This window comes from Paenibacillus amylolyticus, assembly GCF_036894225.1.
In the GTDB taxonomy this organism is placed as follows: domain Bacteria; phylum Bacillota; class Bacilli; order Paenibacillales; family Paenibacillaceae; genus Paenibacillus; species Paenibacillus amylolyticus.
In genome coordinates, this window is sequence record NZ_CP145892.1 from 3,792,256 (window position 1) to 3,805,658 (window position 13,403).

Sequence of the window (13,403 nt, forward strand, 5' to 3'; positions counted from 1 at the left end):
TCAACGCCCCGTTGCTCTCAGAATGTCGTAGATCGTTTCACTGAACACGCGACCTGGAACGTTGCCTAGAGCAATGGATTTGTTGTCACCATAGTAATAATATTGCTTGTTATTCGGTTTGAAGAAATGAAGGGATTCCAGGGTAATGTCATCCAAACCCTCGTAATACGTGATGCTCGTACCACTGAATTGCAATTCCGCAACAAGATCTCCGTACTCTTTATAAAATTCATGATACCAGCCGCCGTCCTGTGCCGGTCCTTTGATCCAACCGTATTTCTCCAGTGCTTTGGGGAAAGCCGTTGGTGAAAAATCAGACTCGGGCAGATGATCGTATTCATTCTTCGTTTTATCCTCATCTTCTGGCTGGTGAATCTCACGATTCAATTGCTCGAATGGCTGCTTGATCTCGTAATCCTCCAACTGCGTTGTCCAACCTTCAAGCGTTGCCTGATCCAGTTCCAACGGGTGTATAAGTCCCACTTGCGCATCCGAAGGCAGATCGACCTCATCTTCATCCACAGAATTGAAGGTGCCGTCCTCCATATAACGGAAGGTGCTGATCAGAGCGCCATCCTCATACGTTCCCCAGATCAGACCAACAGCAAATTTTTGCATGATTACATTTTGTACAAACAATGCTTTCCACTCATCGGCAGACCACAGACGTTGCTTGGACAATGACTCTTCCAGACGTTGCGCCTGAATGTTAACCATGGATTTGAGATCTTTTTTCAGCTGTGTGAAACGTGCCTTGGACTGCGCTGCCAATTCAGGATCATCTTTCTGTGCAGGAGCAGGCAGACTCTTCACGGATTTGCCCGTTTCTTCATTTAAGACAACGACTTGTAAGTCTCCATTAACCTTAACCAGGAAGGAACGCTCTCCGTAACTCAGCTGCATGGTTCCTTTTTCATCAAAACCAAGTGTGGTGACCAGCCGATCTTCGAGTTGTTCCGAGGTAAGTCCCAAATTATCGGCTGCAAGTTGCAACGCTTCTTCTGCTGCACCTTTCACCTGACGGTTCTTCACGCCACGTTTGATCTTGTCAATCGCCATAAGAGCGGATGGATCTTTCAGATAAGCGAGCACTTTTACAGCATCTGCTGCAATCGCGCCACGACTGTTTTCTGTCCATTCCTTAATTTGCGGAGCCAGAATATTCACAATGTGAATATCGCCAAAGAGTGCTGATACATACATCACCCATTTCTCTTTTGCAGGAGCACCTTCCTGAATCCAGACCTGAAGCAGTTCACTTGCAAAACGAGCGAGCGATGCCTCACTTACGTAATCTCGTAATTCATTCAACCGTTCATTAGGACCGGATGTATGATCCAATGATTGGACCAAAGCATACTGCTTAATCCGTTCATCTAAAGGCTGATTGTCTTCAATACGTATCAGTGAAGGGAGATCTTTCAAGGACAACCAGCTCAGTCTCGACAACTTTTTGGCATCCGCCTGATCAGCGAGTGCAGCATGGGCATACTCTGGACTTAGATCTGCGGTATCTAGCAGAATTTGGATCAAGCTCTTCCAATCGTCGGACTTCTCTTTCTTCAAAAGTTCACCGTACAGTTCCTTGCTGTTTTCCAGACTGCGGATTGCAGTCAGAGCCATTTCTTTGATCGCCACTTTTTTCTCCGAGAGGTATATGAGCGTATACAAGTCCTGATCAGGAATTCGGTTGAATTCCGCTAACGCCACGCCGTTGGCCTTTTTGGAAGAATCCTGCAATCCGGCACGAATCGCTTCGGCCAATATTTTCTTCGATAACTCATCACGCTGTTCAAAGGTAATCTCCAGAATTAAAATGCGTGTATCTGTTGGCAGTTTCTTGTACTGTTTCAGTGCATAGTCCAGATTCTGCTGAATGATTCGGCGGTATTCGTCATGCGGCATCGATTTGTATCTGTAGTCGGTCATGCCATTAAGTGAGATCAGGCTGGTTAGCAATTTCTCACGTTGCACCTCAGGGTCTTGCCCGTAACGTTGAAGCAGCTGCTCTCCACTAAAAGCGTATGAATTGTACATGTCCGAGATAATATCCAGTGTCCAATCGGGATGAGTAGTCAGGATTGCGAACCTGCGCATCGCCTCCGAATCCAAGGGCAGAAAACTAATACTAATGAGGTTGTGAACACGCTTCTTATCCCGATTCAGTTGATTAAACAACCCGCGACTATTTGGGTCCTCCCAATATTCCTCCAGGGTGTTTTCCCCACTTAAGTATCTTGCAATCGCAAGTCCTTGACGTCCCCCGTCCAAAGGATGCCGAAGAGCGTTAAATACCGCTTGCTCCAGTGACCCCTCCGCATTAGGCAATGTCAATCCTTGATCCTCCATGAATTTCTGAATGCAGAGTTTGAGGAATGGCGGTTTGATAATCTCGTATGCTCGAATCGCTTGTTCAGGACGATTCGCGATCGCGGAATGTAACATGTTCCAAGATACCGTGTACGAATTAAGCTCGTCCCGCAACATTTCAACCAACTGATAAGGTTCATCCAGAGGCACAAGTCCAGCAAGCAGATCATTTGGACTCTTTGCTCTAGGGTCCATACTCAGCAAGTAACGGCGAACTTCAAGTGGATAAATCTCATGTAATTGATGTACTGTGTGAAGCAAAACATGCCCAATCTCACTATTTGTATCAAGGAACCGTTGTTTACCTCCACTAATGTTAATCAGGTACAACAAGGCACCACTCACAAGTACCATAGTTTGATGGAATACTGTGTTTGAACATTGCTCTTTTGAAGAGAAAGACGTATTGGGATACAGTTCAGCTATGAGCTGACTACGCTTCTCCTTGAGGAATTCATCCTTCAATTCTTGGGAAGATCCGTTATGTTTTCCTTGAATATTACTGACCACTAGAGGTTCAATCAACGTATGTAGCTCGTCCCGCAACTTATCTGCATCATTAGCCATCACATGTTGAAACAACACTGGTAACGATTGAACAGAAGATTGAACCTCTGCAAGATGAGAAGCCGTGTCACTGAGTCTTGAATATAGTTGCAGCAGCATTAATGCATTAATTACATCCCGGTAATCCCCTTGACTGTCCGCTTTTTTGGAATCAAAAAGCCACTGGGCACGCTTTAATTTACTCTTTAATTCAGTCAGAATTTCGTTCTCGCCTGCAAACTGTTTGATCTTCTCCAACCGGGACAACAATCCATCCATACGATCAGCACTTTTGCTCTTCCCGCTTAATCCGTAGGCTTCGGAGTCATTTCCCATACAGACAGTAAAGGCATCCGTTCTCCATGAATTTCTTTTGGAATAATTGGATTCCAGATATATCACAATAGCCCCGGCACGGTAAAAGATATCTCCATTGTCTTTTTTGGCAAGCTTCATGAGCAGATCAATCGTTTGATACACATAATGACTCGAATTTCCCATCATATCCGGGAACTTGTCTGTCGTTCCCAAGACGTAATCGATAATTTCGGAGCTGCGATCTGTTTTTAATGAATACTCGTTTGAACAAGTTACTGCGAATTTCTCCACCAAAGTTTCAACTGCGCGGTCTGCGGTAAGCATTACACATTCCTCCTTGAATTTAAGTGATGATCTCGCCAATCCAATCCGCGAGTTCGTTAGGCGTAATTGCTGCTACATGTGCCCCCATATTGGTTAATGTCTGTGCGGCATGTTTGTTATAGACTGAATCCCCGTTAAAATCGAGCGCGGTGAGAACCAGTAGCTTGCATCCTGCATCGATAATATCTTTATAGGCTTTATACATTTGCGCGATCGGGTACCCTTCCTCCAGATCACTGACCAGAATAAAGATGGTTTTGCCTGGATTATCGATTAACGTCTCGCCATATCGCAACGCTTTGGTAATATGTGTCCCCCCACCGAGCTGTACATTCATGAGCACGTCTACGGGGTCTTCCAGTCTATCGCTCAGATCAACAACCTGCGTATCAAATATGAATAATTTCGTGCGAAGCGCATTCAAGCGGTAGAAGATGCTGGCCATCACCGAACTGTAGATGACTGAATCCAGCATACTGCCACTCTCGTCCACACCAATGATGATGTTCCACTTGTTATGGGACTGGATATTCCCGTCGAAATACAGACGATCAATCACAAACCTGCGCTTGTTTTTATCGTAATTCTTCAAATTCTTGGTAATAGTTCGCTTGAAATTCAGATTGCGCAAAGATCGTACTGAACTCGAGGTATAGCGACTGCGCTTGCCCATGATACTCGCTCGGGTCTGAGATTCCAGCTTACTACGCAGCTCTTCAACCACGGTTCGCACGATATCCTTGGCGCTCTTTAACACCTCACCTTTCATCCGTCCTTTGAACTGCATAATGTTCTTGAGCAGATTCATGTTGGGTTCAAGGGATTCAAGCAACTTTTTGTCCGTTAACAATTCTGTCAGCCCATAACGATCAAGCGCCTGTTTTTCCAATATTTCGACCGTTGGTTTGGGGAATAGATCCCTGACCTTGTGCAGCCATTTCGGTACAGTCAGGTTAGACGCACCGCGTCCTCCCTCTTTTCGATAACCTTGTTCTTCACCGTATTCACGGTTATAGAGATACCCCAGAATCTCATCGATTTCCGTATATTGAAATTCAGCAGAAGTGTATTGGTCTGTATTACACAACCCTTCTTCCGCCGATTCACCGAGAACCAGACGCCACCGATTTAAAGTTTCAGCAGAATGTTGATCCCCTCGTTTGCTTCCATCCGGATTGGAACTTTCATTGATTTCTCCGGTTTCGTCCGTTGTCCGATTCGCTTCATTCATATTAGCTTCCATGCGCCAAACTCCTTTCGAAGCGCTTCGTCCCATGCTTTGGACTGAATCAGCATCTGCTCATCCACCGCAGGCCTCAACATCTCCTCTGGTTCAACCTGATGCAGACTCGCCACCCGTTCAGCAATCAAGCCCGTCTCCATGGGTGTAAAGTAGGTGAATGCCAGCCTTAATTCCGGTACCATACTGATGAAGTCGTCGTAGGATAACTGTTCAATCAGATAATTCAACTCGGATAACAGCTGATCTTCATATAAAAAAGCGTCACGTGCTACAGTGAATACTCCCTGTAAAAAAAGTGCCGTTTGACGGGTCTGATCCGGTGTACCATGGATATATCCGCGAGCACGATCAACAATCTCATCCCTGGGCCTGTCACCAAGCCCTGAGGAAATAGCCACACACACACCCTCCAGCTGAGCGGGAAGCTGGTGATCCGACAGAAGCTCATTCAGATGTATTCGGAATGTCTCATCCTGAAAAGACCCCTCTGATGACTCGGCGAGCATAGCTAGCAACTTCAATCCCTGAATAATGGCTTCATGTTCATCCGGATTGGCTCTGGAGAGCTGTAACAACTTGTCCACGGCGTTGCTATAAGCTTCGGATACCAGGTCAGGGAGATGTTGCTCGTCAGATAGTCCCAGTAGCCTGCGGTGCTGACGAATTCGGTTCAAGACATGCAGACTGTTACATAAGGATATAAAATTCCCGTCCGTTCTCAGCGCTGAGCGGACCTGTTCATAGAGTTTCATCGCAGTGTCCTGAAGCCCCATGAGTAACGCTTGAAGCATGAGTCGGGCAAGTTCACCGCTATGATGATCCGGTACTTCCTGCATCTGTTCTTCCATTTTGCGTGTAGCGGCCCCGGCAAGTGTTCCACCATAGAGAGAGTTCTCTATCAATCTGGCTTCAATGCGGGATGAGTACATATAAACCCAGGTTTCGCGAACAAGATTCATATCACGCTCTGCGATCCAGTCCGGCCCCGATTGCCGTTTCGCGAATTCCGGAACCAGATAGGTGATGCATTGAATCAATTGGCTTATCTGACGATGCTCCGGTTTCGCATACAGATCCAGCACTTTCTTGTGTTGACCTGTTGTACGAATCTGCAGTTTGTACTCTGTACAACGAGCCTTGAAGTCCTCCACGATAGGAATACTGAATGAATTGGGAGCCACGCTTCCAATTACGTCTCCAGTCAATAACTGCTGCAGCTCTTGCAGCGGTTTATCGGTCGCCAAGGTAAGCTCCCCCTTCACAAAGGAAGAGAGTGCTGCATCCATCAACTCATAGACGCCGCCTTCCCTTTTACCCCGAAGCCCGGCAAGACCTTGAATCATGCTGTACGCCTCAATCGCATCACTCGTTGATACATGTTCGTGACCATCCCGTAATTGGCGCATCAGCCGGGATAACAAGTCCAGAGCCGTTAGATTATACGGTGTACTCTTTTTGCGAAGCAGCTGGTTCCAGATCTGATCGTAATAATTTACATAAGGCATGCCGCTCGCATATCCATTGAGCCGATCCGCCTCAGCAAAGGTATAGACCATCGGGTACATTTGTTGGTGAACCGTATCTGGATTAACCGCACTTTGTTGAGACGTTCCTGGTTTACCTTGTCCATCCAAACGTTGGTCTGTATGTCGTTTATTCATTTCTGGCTGTTCCAATTCCGATTCATGTTTCTCTGACATCAACAGTCCATACGTATGAAACCCACCGGTAATGACAAGCACACGGTCATGCTCCTGCACCGCTTGTTGAATATGTTGTTTCATATGTGCTTCTCTTGCCAGATCACCTGAAGACTGTAATCGTTCCGTGGAATAGCACATTCGGGATAAAGTACAATACGTGAATACATCCTGCACGAATGCCTGAGTGGATTTTTCCAGACCACCAATTTCAAACACCTTTTCCCACAATTCATCAAAACTGCGACAGTTTGTTTTTTGGCATAATCGGTTAATGAAATCAGACCCCGCAAGCAAGGTTTCGTCCTGAATAGAGATCTCCTTTTGTTCTGTCTGGCCGGATTTGGATGCACGATTGGAGAAGTGTTGATAGTCCAAATCAATAAACTTCGCCGGAATGTCCAGCCGTTTTGCTTCTTTCAAAGCTACATATTCAGGCGAATACCGAAGCATCGGATAATAGCAAGCTTCTCTCTTCAATTCACTCTCATAGGTATAGTACAGACTGACAGGAGGTATCGTTTCCTCATCACTCAGCACCGAAATTAATGGATTACCGCTCTCCGGTCCTTCGATCAGAATAATATCCGGTTTGTAGTCCCCGATTAATCGTAACAAGTGATATGAACATGCAGGGCTATGGTGTCGTATTGGATAATAAACCGTATGATTACTCAGGTTATATACCTGGGACTCGAACAAGGATTGTAACTGCTCAACATCAGGGTCCAGAACTGCTGTTAACCGATCCATTTTCTCTCCTCATAATAGTCCTTCCACATTCCCTCTTCTCTGGAACGCTCTTTTACGACCTTGGAGAAATAGGTTTTGAGAATGGACAGATCCTTGTCGTTTTCCTTTGCAATGGTCCCCAGCATGTTCTGCACCAACCGATCCAGCCCAATAGCTTTATCTTCGTAATAATAGGAAGTCATCGCACTCTGGACATAGACAGACACCGCTTCCGCCGTACTCATGGATGCTTGAGGGGTGTCAAGCTTGTACCCTTCCCGTGTCATGCCGGTGCGCAGTTCCATAAATGTTGTAGCCAGCAATTCAACCACATCCGGGTTAATATCAATATCAATTCCACTATGTAATAACAGGCTTCGTGCCTGGGATTCAATGATTTTGGCTTCCATTTTTACGTTATGAATTGGCTTGATCGTTTCAAAATTGAACCGACGTTTCAATGCACCACTCATTTCGTTAACACCTTTATCACGAATATTAGCTGTAGCAATGACGTTAAATCCGGGTTGGGCAAACAGTACACCACCATCCAGTTCAGGAATGCTCATGACCTTGTCACTGAGAATACTGATTAGACTATCCTGTGCTTCAGCCGGACAACGTGTAATCTCTTCAAAACGGGTAAGAATGCCTTTCTTCATTCCGTTATATAACGGTGATGGCACAAGTGCCGCTTCCGAAGGGCCTTTATCAAGCAGCATGGCGTAATTCCAGGAATACTTGATCATATCCTCTGTTGTGCCTGCTGTACCTTGAATCGTGTTTAGACTGGTACCGGAGATCGCTGCGGTCAGCAGTTCGCTAAGCATGGTCTTGGCTGTCCCGGGTTCTCCCACGAGCATTAATCCTCGATTGCCTGCCAGAGTAACCACTGCACGTTCAATTAACACGTCATTGCCATAGAATTTGCGGGTAATCGTGATCTCTTCTCCATTTAATAACGCGGGCTTATCCCTGCCAATAATAAAATCGCGCACATAGGCGGGAGATAACAGCCAGTTCGGGGGACGTTTCCCCTGATCTTCCTCTCGCAGCGCGCGTAATTCAACCTCGTATAATGTCTCGGCGGGTGGTTTAAGCATCTCCATCGTCAAGGTGTCTCCTCTCACATAAACAGATCGTATGTTCTTATTCCTATCATTTTATCACAGCACTCCAGCAACTACCCTGTAAAACGATAAAAATGGTTGAAACGTCCTTCTTATCAGCACTCTTCCTAAGTCCATGGACATAGCCTCTAGCGCAAATATGAAGGTGAAACATCCTTACAACCGTGCCAACACACTGGTTTCGGATCCGAATCAGCATGCTTATTACCCATGTATACGCATTGTAGGTCATATGACCTTAGGATTCATTAAACTTTCGATCATGTGTTTCAACCAAATGAAGCCGATTATTACAAAGAAGACACAGGCCATCAGCAGCCTGTGTCTTCTTATATGTCCAAATTTCACCCAACATCTATGAATTTTGATCGAAACTAACCAATCTCTCAGAAGACTCTACTTACATTCTACGCCCACACGAAGCCGAATACAGCTCGTACCACTCATAACGGGTAAGTTCAATATTCGTTGCATCACGACAGGCCAGAATACGTTCTGGTCGAATCGAACCAATGACAGGTTGAATCCCTGCTGGATGCTTCATTAACCAAGCCAATACGATGGATTCCGGTGTAACTCCACGCTCCTTAGCCATTCGATCAACCAGTTGAGCCGTATGCTCAATCTCCGCGCGCTGTCCCTCAACTACCCTGCCAGTAAATCGCCCTTGAGCAAGTGGACCCCAAGCTTGCAGTTGAATATGCTCTGCCTGACAATATTCCATCGTGCCATAGGGAAACACGTTGTCTCTGGCTTGAGGACGATTTACCGTCACACCAGCTTCTACGAATCCAATTTTGTCTAAACTCATCTCTAACTGGTTCACAATCAGAGGTACTTTACTATGAAGCTGAAGAAGACGAATCTGTTCAGAACCCATGTTGGACACACCAAAATGGCGCACTTTACCGGAATGATGCAGCTCAGCCAGTGCTTCTCCAATCTCTTGCGGATGGGCAAGTGGGTCAGGACGATGTAACAGCAAAATATCCAGATATCCGATTCCGAGCCGTTCCAGGATACCGTCCACACTCGCCAGGATATGTGCACCTGAGGTGTCATAACGCTGTGGCCCTTCATCATCACCCACAAGACGTATACCACACTTCGACTGTATAATGATCTGTTCACGCAAACCGGGAGTTTCGGATAAAACTCGTCCCAAGACATGCTCTGCCTTACCACGTGTGTAAATATCCGCCAGGTCAAAGTGATTAATGCCGATTTCAATAGCTGCTTCTACCGCTCGATGACCTTCTACGACAAGATCTGAAGTAATGGGGAACCCATCCCATTCACCCCCAAACCGCATACAGCCAAGAACCATTCGACTTGCCGGAATCTGGTGATGATGCAAAGGAAGTTGTGCGTAAGACATGTCAGCGTTCACCTCATTTTCATTTTTACCAAGCATAATAACCGATTCTCTCTACCATGTCTTCTTCCATCTTCCTCTATTTTCCTGCTCTATCATCCATATGGACCAAAAACAAGGTTTCAAAAGCTTGTGTATTGAATATATAGAGGGTGCAGGTATTATGCAGGAATATGAGAGGAGATTTTGCATTTGAACCCAAATGAACCCAAAGAGTCCTCAAAGCCAGCGTTTTTTACCAAAGAATTCACACACAACCCTTACCCGGTATATGAAATGTTAAGAAAAGAGGAGCCTGTTTTCAGACTCATGTTTCCTCACGGGGAATTCGGCTGGATTATTACGCGATACGAGGATGCAGTCCAGATCCTGAAAGATCCTCGCTTCAGCAAAGATATGGTCCGACGTTACGGAGCTGATAATCAAAGCATCTTCTCCAATAATATGTTGTTCTCCGATCCACCGGATCATAAACGTCTTCGGGGACTTGTGCAGAAAGCATTCACACCCAAACTGGTCGCAGACATGCGGAGCCATATTCAGGACATTGCTGATGAACTGCTGGACAACCTCCCGTCACAGGAAAAAATGAATCTGATCGATGACTTTGCCTTCCCGCTGCCCATCATTGTCATTAGTGAAATTCTGGGAGTCCCTCTTGAGGATCGTGACAAATTCCGCATCTGGTCCAATACGATAATTGATGCTTCCATAGCCGAGAGCGCCGAGCTGTTTGAGCAGCATGCCAGGGAGTTTACGGATTACCTGACGGCCTGGTTTACAAAAGTTCGCCGAGATCCCGGCACTGATCTGATCAGCCAGCTCGTCATTGCGGAAGAATCCGGGCAGCAATTAACTGAACAAGAACTGCTTGGCGTTGTCTCCTTATTAATTATTGCCGGTCATGAAACAACCGTGAATCTGATCGGAAATGGGATTCTCGCCCTGCTGGAGCATCCGGAGCAACGCGAACTGCTCATCAACCAGCCCGAGCTTATTCACAATGCCATTGAAGAGATGCTTCGCTATAACGGACCGGTGGAGTTCAGCACATCCCGCTGGGCTCTGGAAGATATTGAATACCGTGGACAACGTATCGCTCAAGGTGATCTTGTCATTGTTGCGCTTGATTCCGCCAACCGGGACGAACAGCAGTTTAAGGATGCTGATATTTTCGATATCACACGTGAGAAGAGTCCGCATCTGGCTTTTGGCAAAGGCATTCATCTCTGCCTAGGAGCACCGCTTGCTCGTCTGGAAGGTGAGATTGCAGTCAGCACACTTCTGAATCGTTTTCCTAATATGCAGCTACAGGCAGATGTGAATGAACTGGAATGGAGACCCGGTATGAATATTCGTGGTGTCAAGGAAATCCCGGTTCAACTAAAATAATGGCTAAATATGAATAAATGAAAGTGAGGCATATTACATCATGGAAATGAACACCTTGGTATGGATCGTTTTGCTGCTTCTGATCTTTGTGTTACTGGTCAGAGTCACCAGCCTGCAACGCCAATTGAATGAATTGAAAAGAGATGTCGAGCGTCTGGAGAATGGTTCAACCACAGGCACGCGCTCCGACTTCAATTACACCTTGTCGCCGAAGGAAGCATCTCCTTCCCACACAAGCCAACCAGCCCAAACGGATCTGGATCAGGAACTGCTTACACTTATACAACAAGGGAAAAAAATTATGGCGATCAAACGACTGCGTGAAGCCCGAGGTCTTTCGTTGAAGGAAGCCAAAGACTATGTTGATTCTCTGGATCGGTAATATACAACTCACATAACTCTCGGGAGAAGTTACTCCAGACTTTCGGCTGTTAACACAGACGCAGTAGAAAGTGTGGAATCTTCGTCCGAGAGTTTACTTTTCAAACGACATATGCTACTGTTATTTCTATATTACTAGAAATAAGAAATAAAGACGAAAGGACCGATCATTATGCAATCAAACTCAAATGAGATTGAACAAGTTGTCAAAATTCATAAAGCGCTGGGCGAACAAACACGCTACAAAATCATTCAGATTTTATCGGGCGAAAGCAACCTGTGTCCTGCTGATCTGGAGAGCCGCCTTGTTACGGTTGCGCTATCAACTCTGTCTCATCATCTGAAACAGCTATCCGATTGCGGCCTGCTCACATCGCAGAAGAAGGGTACGTATATCTACTACAGCCTAAACACGGAGACCGCACAAAAGTTTGTTCCCTATCTGCTAAATAAATAAAAAATTTGATTTATATTTCTATATAATTAGAAATATTGAAACAATGTACAATATTTATTAGTAAAACTAGGTCACCTAAGTTTACGCTTATACCAATATTCATTATCTAGGTTGTAACATTACCAATCGTGACCATTCGTGCAGATGGTTTGCATCCAGAGCATTCATATCTTGTTCTATCGTCTTTATTTCTATATTTCTAAAAATATAATAATAATCAGAAAGAGGTTATGTTTCCATGTCTTCTACGCTCAAAATCTATGTTCTTGCCTTGGTCAGTTTCCTTGTAGGAACGTCCGAATATGTCATTGCCGGCATTTTGGATCGCATTGCAGATACGATGAATATCTCTTTAATCGCTGCCGGACAGCTCATTACGATTTTTTCACTCGTATATGCGCTAGGTACACCTGTCATTATTGCACTGACTTCGCGCTGGGACCGTCGCAAGCTGTTGTTATACTTCCTCGGTCTATTCGTTGTGGCTAATGTTCTTGCCTACCTGTTGCCGGGTTATGGACTGTTCGTCGCAGCACGAGTGTTGATGGCTTTAGGCGCGGGTGTTGTTGTTGTCACAGCATTAACGGTTGCTTCTCAAATAGCGGCTGAGGGCAAACAAGCTAGTGCAATCGCCACAGTAATCACTGGATTTACGGCTTCTTTGATCGTTGGCGTTCCGCTCGGAAGGCTTGTAGCTGCATCTTGGGATTGGAAGCTTGTTTTTGCCGGTATCGCCGTTCTTGGAGTTCTCGCCATGCTGGTAATCGCGGCCGCCATTCCGCCTTCCAAAGCAGAAGCGCCTGTTCCGCTGAAGAAACAACTGTCTTTGCTCAAACAGCCACGAATTGTACTGGCACTGCTGGTGACATTTTTCTGGTTAGGTGGTTATTCCATTGCCTACACGTACATTTCACCTTACCTTGTATCCGTTTCAGGAATGAGCGAAGCACTACTCAGTTCAGCTTTACTCGCATTTGGCATAGCAAGTCTGATCGGTTCAAAAGTTGGAGGGTTCAGTGCTGACCGTTTGGGTGTCAAACGTACGTTGATCACAGGCATGACATTGCATATCGTAAGTCTGGTCCTGTTAAATATAACGGCAAGCTCTCATCTCGCTGTCTTCCTTGTTCTGATTTTGTGGTCTTTTGCCGCCTGGTCTTCGGGTCCAACTCAGCAATATAACCTGGTCACCATGGCTCCGGAATCCTCTGGCATTATGCTAAGTCTGAACAGTTCGGTGATGCAATTAGCCATGGCTGCCGGCGCAGGTATTGGCGGAATCGCGGTCAGCAGCGTTTCATTATCATCCATTACCTGGATTGGCGCTGTCGGGGTTGCTGTTGCCGTCATCATCGTTATAGGCTCGTATCGTTCAGCACCTCTCAAAAGTACACAAACCAATACATCGCACAACGTTGCATGATATGAATTTGTA

At 45.8% G+C, this 13,403-nt stretch carries 9 protein-coding genes; 4 read left to right on the forward strand and 5 right to left on the reverse strand.

Features of this window, described 5'->3' with window-relative positions:
- The 5 genes from V6668_RS16820 to V6668_RS16840 form a co-directional block, all read right to left on the reverse strand.
- Complete coding sequence (locus tag V6668_RS16820; RefSeq protein ID WP_338706189.1) at positions 1-3,558, reverse strand: DUF4132 domain-containing protein; 3,558 nt, start codon at positions 3,556-3,558, stop codon at positions 1-3.
- Between the two features lie 19 nt (positions 3,559-3,577).
- On the reverse strand, positions 3,578-4,801 hold the full coding sequence (locus V6668_RS16825; RefSeq protein ID WP_338706190.1) for a VWA domain-containing protein: 1,224 nt from the start codon (positions 4,799-4,801) through the stop codon (positions 3,578-3,580).
- Positions 4,786-7,254 (reverse strand): DUF5682 family protein, encoded by a 2,469-nt coding sequence (locus tag V6668_RS16830; RefSeq protein WP_338706191.1) that lies wholly within the window; start codon positions 7,252-7,254, stop codon positions 4,786-4,788. The genes V6668_RS16825 and V6668_RS16830 overlap by 16 nt, the downstream gene beginning before the upstream one ends.
- On the reverse strand, positions 7,242-8,342 hold the full coding sequence (locus tag V6668_RS16835) for an ATP-binding protein (protein WP_017688223.1): 1,101 nt from the start codon (positions 8,340-8,342) through the stop codon (positions 7,242-7,244). The genes V6668_RS16830 and V6668_RS16835 overlap by 13 nt, the downstream gene beginning before the upstream one ends.
- Before the next feature lie 421 nt (positions 8,343-8,763).
- On the reverse strand, positions 8,764-9,741 hold the full coding sequence (locus V6668_RS16840) for an aldo/keto reductase (protein WP_047844366.1): 978 nt from the start codon (positions 9,739-9,741) through the stop codon (positions 8,764-8,766).
- 189 nt (positions 9,742-9,930) lie between these two features.
- Between V6668_RS16840 and V6668_RS16845 the strand changes: the two genes are divergently transcribed.
- The 4 genes from V6668_RS16845 to V6668_RS16860 all read left to right on the forward strand — a co-directional run bounded on the left by V6668_RS16845 (position 9,931) and on the right by V6668_RS16860 (position 13,391).
- Positions 9,931-11,130, forward strand: a complete 1,200-nt coding sequence (locus V6668_RS16845; protein WP_338706192.1) for a cytochrome P450 — start codon at positions 9,931-9,933, stop codon at positions 11,128-11,130.
- 40 nt (positions 11,131-11,170) lie between these two features.
- On the forward strand, positions 11,171-11,512 hold the full coding sequence (locus V6668_RS16850; protein ID WP_076328616.1) for a ribosomal protein L7/L12: 342 nt from the start codon (positions 11,171-11,173) through the stop codon (positions 11,510-11,512).
- 171 nt (positions 11,513-11,683) lie between these two features.
- Positions 11,684-11,968, forward strand: coding sequence for an ArsR/SmtB family transcription factor (locus tag V6668_RS16855; RefSeq protein WP_036613842.1), 285 nt, complete (start codon positions 11,684-11,686; stop codon positions 11,966-11,968).
- Positions 11,969-12,206: 238 nt separating this feature from the next.
- Positions 12,207-13,391 (forward strand): MFS transporter, encoded by a 1,185-nt coding sequence (locus V6668_RS16860; RefSeq protein WP_338706193.1) that lies wholly within the window; start codon positions 12,207-12,209, stop codon positions 13,389-13,391.
- Positions 13,392-13,403: the final 12 nt, after the last annotated feature.